Raw genomic sequence first — 16,664 nt, 5'->3', positions numbered from 1 at the left:
GAGGGTGGCTACTGAGGGATAAGTCCCCAGCCATACCCTCCAATGGGGATACTAGCCTAATAATGGCCATGGGTAGATGCTAATTAAACTAATTGGTGGTCATTACGACCATATCTGCAGTGGAATCATGGATATATACGCTTTGTAAACCGCTTCCCCAACAATATCAAGGGCGTCTTGCTGATTTTTTACGTAACAATAGGCAATTTTGTACACTGATTCTTTTCTGGCCTCAATCAGTTTGCAAAATGCCTCTTCATCGCCGGACCGGGCACGCTCCACTAAACTGCTAATATCCATGGAATCCACCTCCTTCTTAGCATGACTGGATTGGTTTGTTCCTAATCTGCCAATTAGACAAGCGACCCCTGGATAAGGTTTTTGGCAAATAAATGCAGGACAAAAACCCTATCCCTACCCGTAAATCATCCAATTCTCGGACAAGGGACCTGTCCCCCGGTCCGGTTGTATCAAAAAAATCCCGGCGCTTGCCGGGATTTGATTTATAAGTGGTGCGAGAGGTGGGAGTCGAACCCACACACCTAGGGCACTAGATCCTAAGTCTAGCGTGTCTGCCAGTTCCACCACTCTCGCACGAATGGTGAGCCATGATGGATTCGAACCATCGACACCCTGATTAAAAGTCAGGTGCTCTACCAACTGAGCTAATGGCCCAAAAATAAAAAATGGCTGGGGCGGCAGGACTCGAACCTACGCATGCGGGAGTCAAAGTCCCGTGCCTTACCAACTTGGCTACGCCCCAGTATTTAGTTAATTTGGGGTGAGTGAAGGGATTCGAACCCTCGGCCCCCAGAGCCACAATCTGGTGCTCTAACCAACTGAGCTACACCCACCATATGGTACGCCTGGAGGGATTCGAACCCCCGACCGACGGATTAGAAGTCCGTTGCTCTGTCCCCTGAGCTACAGGCGTGCAAAAGCAGCGGACAAGAAGCAATATAACATGCCAGCTGCCACTTTGTCAAGATGATTTGGAGCGGGTAATGGGAATCGAACCCACATAGCCAGCTTGGGAAGCTGGAGCTCTACCACTGAGCTATACCCGCTCGCATTAATATATTATAAACAAATTGCGGTTTTTGTCAAAAAAACATTTTTGCAAACAAACCGCTTATTGCATAGTAAACAGCTGGATCAACTTCTTTCAGTTCACAATTAATTTTGCCATTATCGACGTGAATAATACCATAGCTGTAGATATCATTGCCCCGGGGTTGGTAAAGACTGCCAGGGTTAAACAGTGTAATCCCTGTCTCCTGTTCAATCGCTGCCATGTGGGTATGGCCAAATACTGCAACATTTACGTCCAATTCCTGGGCCCGGTAGTAAAGATTGTTCAGGGTAAATTTAACATTATACTGATGTCCGTGACAAAGCAAAAATTTAACATTTTGATATTCAAAAATCAGTTCGTTTTTGCAATCGCTCACATCATAATCACAATTACCACACACCCCGTGTCCGGGGATATCGCTCGCATTCTTGAGCCACAAAAAGTCTTGATAATTGTCGCCGGCATGCAAAAGCAAATCCGGCTTCTCCGTTTGTAAAATTTTGCGGGTATGCTTAAGAACTGGGCGGCTGCGGTGGGTATCACTGAAAACTATTATCTTGATTGTCCCCACCCCCTGGATTTGAGGACACGAGCCAGCTCTGCCAGCGCCCGGGCCCGGTGACTGACCTGGTTTTTATGTTCAGGGGGCAGCTCAGCCATCGACTTGCCCTCCTGGGGCAGCCAGAACAAGGGGTCATAACCAAAGCCGCCACTTCCCTGGGGAGAGGTGAGGATTTCCCCCTCACAGCTACCCTCGGCGGTTAAAATGTCATCGCCGCTCACCAGTGCGATGGCGCACCGGAACCTGGCTTTGCGCTCGGACCTGGGAACATCGGCAAGCAAAGTCAAAAGCTTGCGATTGTTGTCATCGTCGCTGGCGTTTTCGCCGGCAAAACGGGCTGAATGAACACCTGGCGCCCCCGAAAGGGCGTCAACCTCCAGTCCGGAATCATCGGCAATCGTCGGCAGACCGGTAAGCTGATAGCCATAACGGGCTTTTATCAGTGCATTGGCCTCAAAACTGTCTCCGTCTTCCACTGGTTGCTTGTCGGTATACTCAGCTAATGACTGAACGCTGAGGCCAAGCGGCGCCAAAATCGCGCTGATTTCCTCTACCTTGTGACGATTAAACGTTGCCGCTACCAGCTTCATTGTCGTTCCCGCCTTCCATGGGTTTAAAGAACGTTAGATGCTGTTTTTGCGCTTCCACAAGCTGCTGGGTGCCTGTATTGGCCAAGGCCAGCAGCTGCTCCAACTCGTTCTGGGCGAAGGGATATTCCTCTGCCGTTCCCTGAATCTCTACAAACCGCCCCGCCCCTGTTTTAACCACATTCATATCCACTTGGGCCTGGGAATCTTCAGTAAAGTCAAGATCCAAAAGCGGTTTGCCTTGAACAATGCCGACGCTGACTGCCGAGAGATAGTCGGTGACCGGAATTCGTTCTAGTTTTTCCGTCTCCACTAATTTCTGCATTGCCAAAACCATGGCGACAAAGGCGCCGGTAATCGACGCAGTGCGGGTGCCGCCATCGGCCTGAATCACGTCACAATCCAGCCAGATGGTACGCTCTCCTAACTGAACCAGGTTGACCACTGAGCGCAGTGAACGTCCGATTAATCTTTGAATTTCATAGGTACGGCCGCCGATTTTGCCCCGGGCAGCCTCCCGGATATTGCGCACGCCAGTGGCGCGAGGTAACATCGAGTATTCGGCTGTAACCCAGCCCTGACCGCTCCCTTTAAGAAAAGGAGGGATTTTCTCTTCAATTGTTGCCGTGCAAATTACCTGCGTGTCGCCGCATTCAATCAAAACTGAACCTTCCGCGTGCTTATTAATCCGGGGAGTAATCCGAACCGACCGCAGTTGCTCAGGAAGCCTGTTTCCTAATCTCATGCTCCGATACCTCCAGTATGTTTTTCCCCTACCATGCCGGCCAAATAATAAAGCTTGTTTACCGGATCCCATTGGATTTCCTTGAGTAGACGGAACCCCTTGATTTCACTGGTCCTGCGCACATGAATCCGGGGCCCTGAACAAGGGAATACACTCCGTTTTCCTATGCGGATATGATCCTCATCATGGTAGTGGATGTCCAAATCTGCTTCGATAAGTTCTTTAACCCGTTTTTCCACATATTCAAGATCGAATTCAGGCTTCTCGGGAAACTCTAGCAAAAAACCATGGCGAATGTCGCTGTGGAACTTGGGCCGTTCATAGCCCATCTCAACCAGAACTTTTGATGTCAAATCCTCGGCAGTGTGCACCATTTTCCGGTATTGAATTGACTTGTAGACAATTCCGGAAATCTCGCCAGGCAACGGGCCAAAAACGCCGGGACGGGTGATAATAACTTCTTCCCCCACCCCAATCAGCACTGCCGGATTCATCTTTAACACCGGGTAAATATGGTCGAAGTGTTCGACCACCACCCGCTTCCCTGCCATTACAGCGTCCCGAATTGAGTCGGCCAATTGCCACCCTTGTTGGAAAGCGATTTCAAAGCGTGCGTCTACGTGATATGTATGGGCCAGATACCGCCCGTCCTCATGCTGCCGACTAAGGGGCAGTGGGCGAATATTGACCCCCTCATCATCATTGGTCAGCTCCAGCCCGGGGAACATGCCCCGGATTAACAGAGATTTGCCAGCGCCGGAGTCGCCGACAAATCCTATCAGCCGGTCGTCAGGACTCAAATAACGTTGAGCGAGATGAAATCCCAACAGCTGTAAACGGTTTTTGCCCCGGGGAGCGAAATATGTGGCATGAATAAGGGTTTCCTGGGTAATAGAGTACATTTTAACCACCCCCTGGGCTAAGTATACCCAATCATTGCCGGGAGGTAAAATTATTTCGGCCGATTCGATAGAAATTATTGCCGGCGCTATCTATGAGTACAATTACCGGTAGATCCTCGACCTCCAGACGGTGGATTGCCTCTGGCCCGAGATCGGGGAACGCAACCACCTCTGCCTTGCGAATATGACGGGCAATCAAGGCCCCGGCGCCGCCAATTGCGCCGAGATACACTGCGCCCTGTTCTTTGAGTGCTTCCACAACTTCCGGGCCCCGGTCGCCTTTGCCGATAACTGCCCGTACCCCGGCCTTGAGAATTGCCGGTGTGTAACTGTCCATGCGCATACTGGTAGTCGGCCCGGCCGAGCCAATAACTTTACCCGGAGGCGCCGGACAGGGACCAACATAATAAATAACTTGTCCGGCCAAATCAACCGGCAGGGACTGTCCATTATCCAAAAGTTCCACCAGCCGTTTATGGGCCGCATCCCGGGCCGTGTAGATAGTGCCGCTCAGCAAGCAGCTCTGACCCGCCTCCAGCTTCGCAGTCTGTTCCCTGGTCAACGGCGTCTTCAGTTTGGTTGCCTCCATCAGCATTCCTCTCCCTGTAACACAGTTTCAGCATGTCTGGCGGCATGGCAGTTGATATTGACCGCAACCGGCAAACCGGCAATGTGGGTGGGGTAAGACTCCACGTGGACCGCAAAGGCAGTCTCTGAGCCGCCATAACCCTGGGGGCCAATCCCCAATTGGTTCACGCGCTTAAAGATCTCGGTCTCCAATTCTTTGTCCAGCGGATGCTCCGCAGTTTTTCCAACTTCCCGCAACAATGCCTTTTTGGCCAGCAGCGCCGCATACTCCATTGTCCCCCCCAGACCAACTCCAACGATGATTGGCGGACAAGGGTTGGCGCCTGCCTGGTCTACCACCGAAACCACATAATCAACAACACCTTGGCGGCCCTGGGCTGGCTTGAGCATTTTGATTCCGCCCATGTTTTCGCTGCCAAAGCCCTTGGGCGCCACCGTAATTTTCATGCAAGCCCCCGGCGCCAGAGTGAGGTGAATCACGGCCGGCGTGTTATCGCCGGTGTTTTTGCGCTCCAGCGGATGCCCGACAATTGATTTACGGAAATACCCGTCGGCATATGCCCGGGCTACACCGGCATTTATTGCTTGATTTAGGTCACCTTGAACCAGCAAGTCCCTGCCCAGCTCCACAAACACCACAACCATCCCGGTGTCCTGACAGATCGGCACCTTCTCATCCCGGGCAATTCGGGCATTTTCTTGTAACAATTCTAAGACATTTTTGCTCAGGTCCGATTGTTCCCGCTTGACGGCATTAGCCAGGGCTGCGCAGACATCCGGAGGCAAGTTTCTGTTGGCCTCCAAACATAACCTGTAAACTGCATTAGTAATCTGTTCAGCCTTGATCCGCATCTTCATCACCCTCCATCGGAACAGTAATTGCCAGAAGCGGCGCATGTTGCTGGGCGCCATAGACATCAGTGTCCCCCACTGAACCAGCCACAGTGTTCCGTAAAATTGTCGCCTTGATTGCCCGCGCCGGCGCATACTCCACAACACTAAGCACCCGGGATTCAGGAATTTTATACAGGTCTGCAAACAGAGCCGGGCTAAAAATTCCCGACGCCACGGCGAGGTCAAAACTTTGCTGATCTTTGAAGATAATATCAAAGGTCAGCTCCAAAGGACCGGAATTTTTGCTGCGGATTACCACCGCCAAATCGGTTATCGGGATCTGTTTAACCATCACTCTTGCCCCCCACTTCTTGAATAAGCGGCCTAAATTCCACAGGCACCGCCAGCAAATGATGCACCGAAAACTCATAAACTGGACCGGCTTTAAGGTCTGAGGGTGAGTAGGGTAATGCCAGATTACCGGCTGTAGATACTCGTCCCGGGTAACCGTAATGCAGCAGAGTGGAACGACAGTACGAGCAAATGGTATTTGCGTCGTCCTGGGTGCCGGCCACCACATCGATAATCAAACCAACTTCGTGACCGGGCTGCGGCGTGGGCTCTAGCTCCTTCATCACCCCATCTAATCCGTAACAAAGGAAATTAAGCTTATAATCGGGCACCGACTCAAAATTCTCCCGCACCGAATCTGAAACAGCGTCGAGAATAGAGCGCAGTTCTTTGATCATCAGAGGATCCCGGATACCGGCGATGGCGAGAGTGCGATAGCCCACCAGGCGGGCGCCCTCCAATTTTAACCTATAATGCTTATCGGCGACATACCGGGTACCGGTGACCCGGACCCGCCCCGGTTCCACCTGTTCATAAATCGTGTCCTGCAAATCCAGGCTGCCTCCCGGCCCGGGCAGCAGCCAGGGATTGGATTTCTCATACAGTGAATGGGCAGCCACCGACTTGATGGTGCACTGCCGTTGGGGGTTGGGCGGGAAGATCTCAAATCCATCCCCATCGAGAATGCCAACCATGCAATCCCGGCCGCTGCCCGGCTCAGCCGCAATCGCAGCACATTCAAGGATTTTACCCATGTGCAGAGCCGGACCGGGGTCAAAGCCGCGACGCACGGCCTCAGCAGCAAACACAGTCGGGTCGTAGGCGCGTCCAGCTAGCACCACATCAGCGCCGGCGTCTAACGCGGCGACAATTGGCTCAACACCCATCTGGGCGACAATATTGCTAGTTTGTTGGACAGTTTCTTTATTAAGGGGCGCAATTGGCCCTAGGGGCTCGGTGCTCTCCAGATTGTCCAGCAGCAATTCCTCGTCGACATCGGCCGCAATCAACGCCAGTTTAAACGCCAAGTCTTGTTCGGCAGCTATTTCTTTGATAATCTCCTCGGTCCATTCTAAATGGGGCTTTGCGCCGGCGCCGCCGGCCGAACCGATTAATACGGGAATATTCCGCTTGCGGGCAGCGGGGAGAATAATCTCTAAATCCCGCTTTACTGCTGCCTTATCGGTAAAGGATACCCCGGCTCCCAAGTAATATGGCCCGGGGTCTACTGAGCCGGCGTCCACAGCAATCACATCGGGGTTATGTTGCAATCCGCGTTCAAAAGATTCTTTGGGAAAGCCGTAACCAAGGATAGCGGTCGGGGACAAAACAGTTAATTTGCGCATTTATAAACCTCCTTCTCTTAGCTTGTCCTGAAGCAGATACAAAAAATTCCCCTGCTAAAAGGCAAGGGGATTGGGAGAACCCGGGCGCATAACCGGCTCCGAAAGCAGCTTGCCGTCTGGCAGTTCTATGGTTTGTCCGGAAATAGTTATTTTGACATCATCCACATTGGCAAATTCGGTTAGTGTCATGACAACCGCCATCACCGCCAGGGGCAAATTATCTGCTTCAGCCATGTCTCTGCTGAAATCCACAATGGCAGTGCTGCCTTCTACGCTAAAATCCCGCACCTCGGTGGTTACCGGCATAACGCCGCTGAGCCCCATGCCTGCCATCGGACCCTGGATTAACTGGTTCAGGGCCGCGCCTGCCAGATCAGTGGCAGGCGCGATTGTCCGGGTAACAGGCACCAACATCGGTTGGGCCAAATTATCCAGTTGCACATAAATTGTCACCTGGGATCCATAGCCGGCGCCCGGCTCTAGATTCAAGGATCTACTTCGCGTCATTTCTGCGTCGACCGGTGTGCCGTGGGTCAATTCGTTAATCGGACGGCCCTCAATCCAGAGCACCACTTTGTCTATAGTGGAAAACTCGGTCAAGCTATAAACCAAAGAATCCAGCATCAGCTGCTCATGGATATCATCAGCTGCGTTCAAAAACTCTCTGCTCAGATCGACAGTGCACAATCCGTCCTTGATGTTCATGCCAATAACCTGGGTTCCTGCCGGCAAAACAGCCTTTAAGCCACTGTTGGTCAGAAAATCCTGGGCCGGTCCGCCTTCCACCAGATGCCGGACAACCTCCTGACCGATTCCCTCCCTATCTGGTATTGAATAGGTCGTTGACACAATGTGCCGCGCCAGGTTATCGGCAAAATACAGCGTCACTTCCCTGGTCCCTGCTTCACCGAAGGTAGGATCATCATCCGGTTCGCCCTCTTCTTCCCCTGGCTCCTGGAATTCGTAATCTTCATCCCCGGGCAGAGGTTCCTCATCCTCAGGGAAAACCCAGTCGACAACGCCGCAACCGCTGACGAATATTAGCATTAAGACAAGCGCCCCGCAAAGGTACTTCTTCAGGCTCAAGTTAATTCCCTCCCGCTGTTTTCTCACCTATATATATGTGAATGGGAAGGAAATTATTTCATTACCGGGAATTGATAATCGCCAACACCCTTTGCATTTCGTTATACACAACCATCAAGCCTTCGTCCACACCCATACCGGGCTTGGCCAGCATCTGATCAGGGCCGGTGGCAACAGCGATATTGACACAAACTCGGGCCGACTGATCCGTTTCGTTACAGGTCCCACCCAGATATGCGCCCAAACCTGTTTGTTTACAGTAGCGCACCGCCTCCACCAAATTCTCCACACCGCCCAAATCGGGGGTCTTTATCTGCAGCATATGCCCGGCGCCAGCATCGGCAAAATCCTTTATATCTTCCAGCGTGTTGCACCACTCATCGGCGACAATCTCCACGCTGCTGCCCGCGGCTTCCACCCGCTGGCGCAATTCGGCCAGCGCCTGGATCGTAAGCCCCTTGTCCTCCATATCCACTGGTCCCTCAATGCGCAATTGCAGGGGGCCAGCCGCCGCTCCCGCCCTTACCAGGTACTGGGCAACGGTTTCCAAATCGTTCTCAAACGCTAGGCCCAGGGTGCCGTAGACATCAATATGCAGAACCGGCTTATAGCCTGGGGCGCCAATAGCGTGACAACGGTCTCGCAGCCACTGGATATAGTCGAGAAGTTTTTCGCCCCTGGCTCCTAATTTATCGGGGATATTATTTATCAATCCGTGGGGAATGACATCGACACCTTTGAGAATCATCTTGTCCGCATTCACATAACGTTCATCGCCCGTCTGACAAAAGACCGGTACTGGTTTAAAATGGGGCGTTAGCGAAAATTCATCCGCTATAACCTCCGCCATTGTCAGGCGGCGGGCCTGGGCCACGGCAGCCAGCACTGCCTGGCTGATTCCATAACGAAGGGCGGCGTGCCGGGGAAAATCGGTTTCCTCACAAAATTGATAAAAGTTATTCATTGTCTCGCGGAATCCTGCAGCTATTTCCCTGCCGACAAAGAACTCCCGCAGCGGCGTCAGCACTTTTTCGGCGTACACATCCGCCAAAAACAATGGATCTCGGCCGCCTGCGCCTGAGTATTGTACTGCGGCACAATCACCCCAGACAACGCTGCCATCATCAAGTTTAAACAGCAGCGAAAGACTTTCTCCCCGCTGGCGGATTGTACGGAACCCCGGGGTAACTGCCGCACCCCGATAGGCAAACCCGTCACTCTCCGCACCAGCTTTGATTGCCCGCTGGTCATCGTAAAAAAAACCTGTCAGCCCTGGGGCTGCTAACACTTCAGTTACTTTCATTCGTCTCCTCCTATGGTCTGCCAACCAGCATTCCCTTGCCGATTGCATAGATGTCGTCAATTACCATTTGGAAACTTGGTTCCCGACCTTCCTCACGTCCCCGTTCTTCCAGCTTACGACGGTGGAACTCTTTAATGTCGTCAGTAAAGGGCAAATTACCCAAGTCCAACAGACGCACCGCACCGGCGTTATCTCGCGCTGGGAGCAAACGACCGTTATTGTAGCGGCTGGGCGCAAAGGGAACGTCCAGCACTCCCGCGCTAAAGGCCCGGACTGCACCTAATGCCCAATCTCCCTCGCCCAGTTTGTAGACTGCATCAAGAATGCAACGGGTTTCGGCCGCAATTATGTCCTTTTCTTCACTGACCTGACCGCTGGTTAAACTCCCTTGGTCCCGGAACATGTTCACAATCTGTTTCGTAGTCTTTATTCCCTGGGCGTTAGCATCCTTGGTAGGAATTCCAAAGGCCTCATGGGGTGTTTTAACTATTATCTTTGTTGCCCCGGCCAAAGCGCCGGCAGTAGCCCCCAGACCAATGACGCCAAATGATTTGGCCTCATCCTGGGGGAATCCCCCCATCCATTGGTGAAACACTGTCGTGACCTTCACATCATAATTTCCGGCAACAAGATATTCATTTGCCAGCTCACGGAGAGTGGCTATTGCAGCAATATCCTGAACCAGGTTACCGCACTGCCCATAACCCAAAGTTACATGGCGTACGCCCTGTTCCGCGGCCAATAATGCCTCAAGGATGCCCACCGCATGAGATACTGAAGGCGGAACTAACGTACCAGTCAGCGGGCCAAAGGGCTCTCTGTTAATTTCGATGCCCTGGTCTTGATACCAGCCAATCAATCGGTCTACATACTGCCAGTCATAGATTGTCTGCTCCAGGGGCACTTCCTTGGCATAGGGAATGTTGTAGGAGATTCCCCCACCCTCAATATCCGTAAAACCGCCGGCCAGTGTAATTTCCACAAGCAACCGGGCATCGGGGGTTCCGTGACGAACCTGCAATGGCACATCTACCGACTCCACAACTTTCCGACAAGCGGCCACCCCGTGATTCACAGCCGGGAACCCGTTGAGCAGCGACCGGCCGCTGAGTTTACTTTCTTCAATTCCCTTCTCCGCTTCCTGATAACGGTTTTGCCGTGTATAACTGTCGATTGTCGTCGGCAGGCAATCGGCGCCGCCTTCTGTCTGCAGATAACGCAGCAATTCGATATGCTCATCCACTAATGCTACACCGGCCCGGGGCTGTACCAAAGTGGTGCCCTTGGCTTCGGCTTTCGCCAGAACATGGGAAAACCGTTTGGAAAGAGGAATGTTCTCCTGATATTTAACTGCCTCTTGCAGATCCACGTCTTTGCCGGTGGGCCAGGCGTCAAGCACCGACTGTCGCACATTCAACAGTTTTGCTTCTGACCAGCGTTTGTTTAAAATATCCATGATTGCCTCCTTAAACGGAAATCAGACTGTTTTTTAGTAAAGTCCGGGCAGCCTCGGGCGCCAGGGACGCCAGCAGGCCTGCTGCAGCCAAAATATAGTCGCTGTCCAGTAAAAGCCGGGCATCGACCGGCATCAGGCGTTCGGGGTGAGGAGCGAGCGCCCCCTGAAGAATCTGACCAGGATGGGAGCTGTTAACCAAAACGCCGCCAACGCCGACAATTGTTTTAATCGTCCTTAAATCTTTGCCCCGCAAAACATCAATGTGACCCATGGGCGAATAAACCCGCTCCAGGGTCCCGGCGTGACGGCCGACAGCCAGACGAACAGCTTCCGCTGCCAGCGCCGCCTCAAACTCGTTCCCTCTATCACTGACGAGGTAATCCGGACTGGCCAACATCAAGTCCAGCTCTTGGCGCCAAGCTGCACTGCGCTCAAACAGGTTGGAATCAACTTGCTCCACAAGACTGGCAAGGCTGTAGCGCATACCAATATCTGCCTCAACCGTCCGCATCTCCCGGGGCGGCTTCAAACCGCGTCTAACCATCCCCGGCGCAAGCAATAGACCGCCAAAGGTGTAAACATCAGTGGTGGCGCCACCCACATCCACCAGCAAAAGTTCCGGATAATCCTCGGCCAGCAACTGTCCTCCCTGGAAAACTGCTGCCGGGGTTGGCATCAACGGGGCAGCCAACAGGTCGCTTAGTTTATTCATGCCTTTGGCCTCAACGATATGTCGCAAAAATAAGTCCCGGATGCTTTCCCGCGCCGGCTCGATATCCAACTCGCCCAGTTCCGGCATCACGTTTCCGGCCACAGAAACGGGAAAACCGGCACTGGCCAGTATATCCGCTGCCTCTTGGGCACAATCCTTGTTTCCGGCCACAATCACCGGCAGCGGGTAGAGTCCTTTGGCCAGCGTATCTGCGTTGTTTAACAGAATATCGCGGTTACCGCCGTCGGTGCCTCCAGCCAATAGAAGCATATCCGGCTTCACTTGGTTCAACCGTTCCAGCTCGCCAGGATTGATGCGGTAGCCCAAAACATATAATAGTTTGGCGCCGGCGCCCAAGACAGCCAACCGGGCTGCCTGACCGGTCAGTTCTGGAACCAACCCACAGGCAACCATGGTCAGGCCGCCCGCGGCGCTGCTACAGGCCAGGACAGAAAAATCACTGTGCCCGGACTGCCGTTCAATCTCCTTCCGGGCGCGGGCAAACCCTTCACTTACATCGGTCTGGACAGTGGTATAAGCGCTTGCACGGGCAACAATCTTGCCTGTTGGGTCGACAGCAAGTAATTTGGTATATGTACTGCCAACATCGGCAAGCAAGAACAGCTCCATTAACTATCTACCCCCAAGTCCTCCCGTAAATCACGAATCGCCTCATCGGGCATCGTTCCCGGCGGATAGGCACGGTCAAACCCCATATCCAGGAATTTTTTTTGCACCGGCGCCCAATCCTGTTTCCCCACCACCAAATTACCGCCCGCATAGAGCAGGATATCGCCAATTCCTGCCTCAATACATGCCTCCCGAAGTCCCCGGCAGTCCAACTCCCCGTGTCCGTACAGGGAAGAAACCAGGATTGCCCGGGCGTCTGTCTCTACCGCCGCCTGCACAAATTCCGCCTGGGATGCGAGCACCCCGATGTTCACCACTTTAAACCCCGCTTGGGTAAACGCATAATCGAGGATTCTGTTGCCGATGGCATGAACATCGGACCCGATTACCCCCAGCACAATTGTTACTTTCACAAACAGCCCCCCTAAAAAGTCACTCGGTATGCCTTTAAATCGTAACCCAAAAGCCGCCTGCCGATTTGTTCAAAATTTGCCGGTTCACCACTGACGAAAAACCGCTGCCAGCCACAAGAACCGCTACGTAACAGGTCCATTTCCGCCAGTTTTTCACGGGCGGTTGAAGCTGTAAACCAGGCCGAATTAACTAGGACCACCGACTCGCCCATTACCTGGGCGATTACATGTTCCATTAAAGGATAATGGGTGCAGCCCAAAATCAGCGCATCTACATTTTCTCGAACCAAGGGCTCGAGATAGCTCTCGGCCACCCGCAGGGTTTCCGGAGTATCAATCAATTGATTTTCCACCACAAGCACAAACATTGGACAAGCACGGTCAAAGACCTGCACAGATTCATCAAGCTGACAGATTGTCCTGGGATAGGCCCTGCTTGCAATCGTGCCTTCAGTCCCGATTACGCCCACCCGTTTGGTCCGGGTTAAATTTACCGCTGCTTTCGCACCCGGCTCCAACACCCCCAGGATTGGCACCGGAAAATGTTTCCGATAATGTTCCAATCCTACCGCAGTGGCAGTATTACAGGCGACAATTACCATCTTGATATCCTGGGCAGTATATAAAAAATCCATTATCTCCAGGGCAAAACTTTGCACCTGGGCAGCCGGGCGAGGCCCATAGGGCATCCTGGCGGTATCGCCAAAATAGACAATGTTCTCCCCGGGCAACAAGTTTCTTAACTCCCGCACCAATGTCAAACCACCAACCCCGGAATCCAGTAAAGCTATCGCTTTATCCCGCTCTTCCATGACAAACCTCCATTCCATATTGGACCTATGGACAGTGCCAATCTCCTGTTTATTTCTGCGTCCATCAGTATTTTCCTGCAATGTAACACAAAAAATTTATATTACAAAAAAGAGGCAGCCATGCTGCCTACTTTGATTTCTGTCTTTGACGTTGGTAGTAACCACCCAAAGTTTTGCGAGCATCCATGACAATTGTAAATGCTCTCTGTTCATGCGAGCTAACCACCTGCATCAACCTAGGCAGCTGTCTGCGAGGCAAGATCACCGTCAGTATGTCTTTAGGGCCATCCTTCCCCCAACCTTCTGTCAATGTCACCCCGTACCCCGCTTCCCGCAGGGTGCTTACGAAGCTGTCGCTTTCTGAGTTGGTGACGATTTGCACACCGATATGCCCCAAAGCCATTCTTTCCTCAAACCAGCTACCCACCAGATTGCCGGTTGCAAATCCCAAAGCATAGACCAGAATAAAGTCCCACCGGTCCAATTCATTGACCACTCGCCCCAAAGCGACAACAAAAATTATAACCTCAAAAAAACCAACTAAAGACGCACTGACCCGTTTGCCCTTGACCAACATTAACATACGGATTGTACCCATGGAAACGTCCAAAACCCGGGCAACAAATATCAATAACGCCGTGATAAGAGCTCCATCCATAGCTAACCCTCCTAAACCTTAACTCTTTGCCAATGACCGCTGCGGAATCGGAGGAAGGTGATAATTCCCCGCACCCATAGATCTACAACCATAGCCAACCAGGCGCCAAATAACCCCATATCCAACCACAGCACCAGAATCGCGGCCAAGCCAAGACGCACAGGCCACATGCCGATTGCAGCAATAATTAATGGCCATACCGTATCGCCAGCGCCCCGCAGTGCACCAGTAAGCACCATCGATGAGGAAAAGGGCAATTGCGCCAGGGCCACCATCCGTAAACACATTGCCCCATACGCTACAATTTCCGGATCAGAATTAAACAGTCTAATCAAGTGTTCTGGAAATACCAAGAAAATCAAGCCCATGCCGCCCATGACCAGTGCCCCCAGATACCAAGTAGTATAACCACAGGCGGCCGCAAGTTTCGGCCGTCCTGCACCCAATCCCTGGCCCACTAAAGTTGTCGCGGCCATGGAAAAGCCGAAACCAGGCATATACGATACAGATTCGGCAACGATAGCCAAATGGTGGGCAGCATATTGGGCAGTACCCAGGCCTAATACAATCACCGAAAAAACCATGTGGCCACCAGACATAATCAGACGCTCACCGCTGGCCGGCAGGCCTATTTTGATAATCCTCTGAATAACCTGCAGGTCGAAGCGCAGGGGGCGCAGATTGACCTTTACACCCTGGCGGCCGCTGAACAGAATCCAGAGCATAATTACACCGGCAATCCCCCGGGACAAAGCCGTCCCCAATGCGGCGCCGAACAGCCCCAGGCCAGCACCGGGCACCACCAGTTCCAAAACCGTGCTTCCCGGTAGGGCCAACACCACTGTTCTGGTAGGGAAGATAAGCATAAAGTTTGCTACGATATTAATTATGTTAGCCATTGCGTTAATGCGCATCGGCGTTTTGGTGTCACCCGCACCCCGCAGTACACCCGAGAGGATAAATGAAGAAAAGTGCAACACAAAGGTGATGCTGATAACTCTGATATACAGGGCAGCCTGGGGAATAACTTCCGGTTCTGCCCCCATCAGCCGCGGCACCCAGTCTGCGTACAGCAAAGCAAGGATCGTCACCAATGCCGCCAAAGCGCATCCCATAAACAATGACTGCCGGGCAACGGCGTTGGCATCCTCAATTTGCCGAGCACCGACAAACCGGGCCACAAGCGCGGTTGAGCCCACCCCTAGAGCCGCAAAAATGCCCATCAACAACCACATCGGCGAGTTGCTGACGCCAACAGCTGCAATTGCTGTTGAACCCAGGCTCCCCACCATCGCCGTATCTACAAACTGAACCAAAGTAGAAAGAAACATCTCCATAATTGCTGGCCAGGCCAAAAGCATAACCATGCGACGGATATGTTTTTTGTCCTCCAGGTTTTCCACCTGTTGGACCATATCTGTTCTCGCTGTCAATGTGCACTCATCTCCCAGGACAAGAAATAACCGCAGCAAGCGCCGCGGGAAAAATTAGGTTTTTCTTGAGTATTCGTGTCGCATCAACTCGTGTATCGACTCCAGAGATTCTACAAGCTTCTTCTTCTCCGCCTCGGATAGGTGGGCGAGAATGTTATCAAGATAGCGTTTACGACTCTCCATAACTTCGTCAATCATCTTGCGGCCATTTTCCAGCATATGCAAACGCACAACCCGGCGGTCATTTGTATCGCGTATCCTCTCCACCAAATCATTGCGCTCCATACGGTCGATTAGGTCTGTTGCCGTGCTGCTGGCCAGATACATCCTGCTGCCCAGTTCTCCAATCGTCATATCTCCATGTTCTGCCAACAGCAGCAGGGCGTTAAATTGAGGGGGCGTTATTTCAAAATCGTTGAGTATGTCTCTACCCCGACATTTAATAACGAAGCTCACCTGGCGGATTAACATCTCTATCTCTTCCACATAGGGACCGTACGTCAAGTCTGCCATACTACACCTCCCGTATATTTCGACAAACGAATCTCTTATGATTTAGAATACCATATTCTCCGATGCAGTCAAGAAAAAACAGCCAAAACGGCTGTTTTCAGTTAAGTTTTGATTCGCTGCCAGATTCCCAGTTTGCTAACAACAACTGCATTTGGTAGACATTTTGAAGCATTTGATTGTAATTTTGACAATCCAATAAAGCAGCGTTGGATTGGGCAAGTGCCGTGACCGTTTGCTGCAGGCTTTGCACTACTTGACTGGTACTGGTCTGAATCTGCTTACTGATTGCTTTGTCCAACTCCGACAGAACCTGTTCATATTGTTGGCCGCTCACCTGCAAGCCCTGTTCCTGAATCAGGCCCGTAAGCGCTTGACACATTTGCTCTAACTGGGCGGTGCTCTGGGAATCGGCAAGACCGGTGGTCACCTGGCTGAACGTGTCCTGCAATACTGCATCGGTGTCAAGATGCTGTTGTCGCACGTCCTGCTCCAAAACCGCCAACTTCTGTCGCAGCTGGTCCAATGGTGTCAGTGATGATGTCGGTTGCCAGGACTGGTATTGCTGGCGCTGGTCCTGCCGAATTTTGTCCAGTTCACGGGCGCGTTTTTTGTCCTTCATACACTGCCTCCTGAATTAATATAGTGTTTATAGGTTTTT

The 16,664-nt window shown here is 52.3% G+C and carries 19 protein-coding genes and 6 tRNA genes; all 25 read right to left on the bottom strand.

The features are described 5' to 3' along the window. Positions 1–102: 102 nt before the first annotated feature. The gene (locus FH749_15700) at positions 103–300 is read right to left on the bottom strand and encodes a hypothetical protein (GenBank protein MTI96888.1); all 198 of its coding nucleotides are present in this window, start codon (positions 298–300) and stop codon (positions 103–105) included. 210 nt (positions 301–510) lie between these two features. Beyond that, positions 511–594: transfer RNA gene (locus tag FH749_15695), tRNA-Leu, on the bottom strand. A gap of 5 nt (positions 595–599) precedes the next feature. Then, positions 600–675 (bottom strand) — tRNA-Lys (locus FH749_15690). Positions 676–687: 12 nt separating this feature from the next. Beyond that, a tRNA-Gln gene (locus tag FH749_15685) sits at positions 688–763 on the bottom strand. A 14-nt stretch (positions 764–777) separates the two neighbouring features. Then, positions 778–854: transfer RNA gene (locus FH749_15680), tRNA-His, on the bottom strand. Positions 855–858: 4 nt separating this feature from the next. Next, positions 859–934, bottom strand: a tRNA-Arg gene (locus tag FH749_15675). A gap of 59 nt (positions 935–993) precedes the next feature. Then, a tRNA-Gly gene (locus tag FH749_15670) sits at positions 994–1,067 on the bottom strand. A gap of 36 nt (positions 1,068–1,103) precedes the next feature. Next, positions 1,104–1,655 carry a metallophosphoesterase gene (locus FH749_15665; protein ID MTI96887.1) on the bottom strand — a complete coding sequence of 184 codons (552 nt, stop codon included), beginning with the start codon at positions 1,653–1,655 and terminating at the stop codon, positions 1,104–1,106. Continuing rightward, entirely contained in the window at positions 1,628–2,227 is a 600-nt protein-coding gene (rdgB, locus tag FH749_15660) for an RdgB/HAM1 family non-canonical purine NTP pyrophosphatase (protein MTI96886.1), read from the bottom strand. The genes FH749_15665 and rdgB overlap by 28 nt, the downstream gene beginning before the upstream one ends. Next, positions 2,202–2,969: a ribonuclease PH gene (locus FH749_15655; GenBank protein ID MTI96885.1), complete on the bottom strand. Its 768-nt coding sequence runs from the start codon at positions 2,967–2,969 to the stop codon at positions 2,202–2,204. Before FH749_15655 ends, rdgB begins: the two co-directional genes overlap by 26 nt. After that, complete coding sequence (locus FH749_15650) at positions 2,966–3,871, bottom strand: alanine-tRNA synthetase second additional domain-containing protein (protein MTI96884.1); 906 nt, start codon at positions 3,869–3,871, stop codon at positions 2,966–2,968. The genes FH749_15655 and FH749_15650 overlap by 4 nt, the downstream gene beginning before the upstream one ends. 31 nt (positions 3,872–3,902) lie before the next feature. Then, positions 3,903–4,460 carry a Fe-S-containing hydro-lyase gene (locus FH749_15645; protein MTI96883.1) on the bottom strand — a complete coding sequence of 186 codons (558 nt, stop codon included), beginning with the start codon at positions 4,458–4,460 and terminating at the stop codon, positions 3,903–3,905. After that, on the bottom strand, positions 4,460–5,317 hold the full coding sequence (locus FH749_15640) for a fumarate hydratase (protein ID MTI96882.1): 858 nt from the start codon (positions 5,315–5,317) through the stop codon (positions 4,460–4,462). The genes FH749_15645 and FH749_15640 overlap by 1 nt, the downstream gene beginning before the upstream one ends. Further along, entirely contained in the window at positions 5,295–5,645 is a 351-nt protein-coding gene (locus tag FH749_15635) for a DUF4387 domain-containing protein (protein ID MTI96881.1), read from the bottom strand. Before FH749_15635 ends, FH749_15640 begins: the two co-directional genes overlap by 23 nt. Further along, positions 5,638–6,990 (bottom strand): DUF1446 domain-containing protein, encoded by a 1,353-nt coding sequence (locus FH749_15630; protein MTI96880.1) that lies wholly within the window; start codon positions 6,988–6,990, stop codon positions 5,638–5,640. The genes FH749_15635 and FH749_15630 overlap by 8 nt, the downstream gene beginning before the upstream one ends. Positions 6,991–7,044: 54 nt before the next feature. Beyond that, positions 7,045–8,076, bottom strand: coding sequence for a GerMN domain-containing protein (locus FH749_15625; GenBank protein ID MTI96879.1), 1,032 nt, complete (start codon positions 8,074–8,076; stop codon positions 7,045–7,047). Between the two features lie 61 nt (positions 8,077–8,137). Beyond that, positions 8,138–9,379 (bottom strand): methylaspartate ammonia-lyase, encoded by a 1,242-nt coding sequence (locus FH749_15620; protein ID MTI96878.1) that lies wholly within the window; start codon positions 9,377–9,379, stop codon positions 8,138–8,140. Between the two features lie 10 nt (positions 9,380–9,389). Further along, complete coding sequence (locus tag FH749_15615) at positions 9,390–10,835, bottom strand: methylaspartate mutase subunit E (GenBank protein MTI96877.1); 1,446 nt, start codon at positions 10,833–10,835, stop codon at positions 9,390–9,392. Positions 10,836–10,845: 10 nt separating this feature from the next. Next, the gene (locus FH749_15610) at positions 10,846–12,177 is read right to left on the bottom strand and encodes a MutL protein (GenBank protein ID MTI96876.1); all 1,332 of its coding nucleotides are present in this window, start codon (positions 12,175–12,177) and stop codon (positions 10,846–10,848) included. Beyond that, positions 12,177–12,590 carry a methylaspartate mutase subunit S gene (locus tag FH749_15605; GenBank protein ID MTI96875.1) on the bottom strand — a complete coding sequence of 138 codons (414 nt, stop codon included), beginning with the start codon at positions 12,588–12,590 and terminating at the stop codon, positions 12,177–12,179. The genes FH749_15610 and FH749_15605 overlap by 1 nt, the downstream gene beginning before the upstream one ends. Before the next feature lie 11 nt (positions 12,591–12,601). Continuing rightward, the gene (locus FH749_15600) at positions 12,602–13,420 is read right to left on the bottom strand and encodes a glutamate racemase (protein MTI96874.1); all 819 of its coding nucleotides are present in this window, start codon (positions 13,418–13,420) and stop codon (positions 12,602–12,604) included. A gap of 109 nt (positions 13,421–13,529) precedes the next feature. After that, positions 13,530–14,060, bottom strand: a complete 531-nt coding sequence (locus FH749_15595; GenBank protein ID MTI96873.1) for a DUF2179 domain-containing protein — start codon at positions 14,058–14,060, stop codon at positions 13,530–13,532. 11 nt (positions 14,061–14,071) lie between these two features. Next, complete coding sequence (locus FH749_15590) at positions 14,072–15,493, bottom strand: MATE family efflux transporter (GenBank protein MTI96872.1); 1,422 nt, start codon at positions 15,491–15,493, stop codon at positions 14,072–14,074. A 54-nt stretch (positions 15,494–15,547) separates the two neighbouring features. Beyond that, positions 15,548–16,006, bottom strand: coding sequence for a MarR family transcriptional regulator (locus FH749_15585; protein ID MTI96871.1), 459 nt, complete (start codon positions 16,004–16,006; stop codon positions 15,548–15,550). A gap of 97 nt (positions 16,007–16,103) precedes the next feature. Further along, on the bottom strand, positions 16,104–16,625 hold the full coding sequence (locus tag FH749_15580) for a hypothetical protein (GenBank protein ID MTI96870.1): 522 nt from the start codon (positions 16,623–16,625) through the stop codon (positions 16,104–16,106). Positions 16,626–16,664: the final 39 nt, after the last annotated feature.

It is taken from the genome of Bacillota bacterium, assembly GCA_009711825.1.
Classification (GTDB): domain Bacteria; phylum Bacillota; class Proteinivoracia; order UBA4975; family VEMY01; genus VEMY01.
Note: the sequence above shows the minus strand (reverse complement) of the source record. Positions and strands in the feature narration are given on the sequence as shown.

Coding starts and splice junctions, on each gene's coding strand:
- FH749_15580 (MTI96870.1), bottom strand. CDS start 16,625: ATGAAGGACAAAAAACGCGCCCGTGAACTGGACAAAATTCGGCAGGAC.
- FH749_15635 (MTI96881.1), bottom strand. CDS start 5,645: ATGGTTAAACAGATCCCGATAACCGATTTGGCGGTGGTAATCCGCAGC.
- FH749_15630 (MTI96880.1), bottom strand. CDS start 6,990: ATGCGCAAATTAACTGTTTTGTCCCCGACCGCTATCCTTGGTTACGGC.
- FH749_15640 (MTI96882.1), bottom strand. CDS start 5,317: ATGAAGATGCGGATCAAGGCTGAACAGATTACTAATGCAGTTTACAGG.
- FH749_15655 (MTI96885.1), bottom strand. CDS start 2,969: ATGAGATTAGGAAACAGGCTTCCTGAGCAACTGCGGTCGGTTCGGATT.
- FH749_15610 (MTI96876.1), bottom strand. CDS start 12,177: ATGGAGCTGTTCTTGCTTGCCGATGTTGGCAGTACATATACCAAATTA.
- FH749_15645 (MTI96883.1), bottom strand. CDS start 4,460: ATGGAGGCAACCAAACTGAAGACGCCGTTGACCAGGGAACAGACTGCG.
- FH749_15600 (MTI96874.1), bottom strand. CDS start 13,420: ATGGAATGGAGGTTTGTCATGGAAGAGCGGGATAAAGCGATAGCTTTA.
- FH749_15585 (MTI96871.1), bottom strand. CDS start 16,006: ATGGCAGACTTGACGTACGGTCCCTATGTGGAAGAGATAGAGATGTTA.
- FH749_15620 (MTI96878.1), bottom strand. CDS start 9,379: ATGAAAGTAACTGAAGTGTTAGCAGCCCCAGGGCTGACAGGTTTTTTT.
- FH749_15650 (MTI96884.1), bottom strand. CDS start 3,871: ATGTACTCTATTACCCAGGAAACCCTTATTCATGCCACATATTTCGCT.
- FH749_15595 (MTI96873.1), bottom strand. CDS start 14,060: ATGGATGGAGCTCTTATCACGGCGTTATTGATATTTGTTGCCCGGGTT.
- rdgB (MTI96886.1), bottom strand. CDS start 2,227: ATGAAGCTGGTAGCGGCAACGTTTAATCGTCACAAGGTAGAGGAAATC.
- FH749_15700 (MTI96888.1), bottom strand. CDS start 300: ATGGATATTAGCAGTTTAGTGGAGCGTGCCCGGTCCGGCGATGAAGAG.
- FH749_15615 (MTI96877.1), bottom strand. CDS start 10,835: ATGGATATTTTAAACAAACGCTGGTCAGAAGCAAAACTGTTGAATGTG.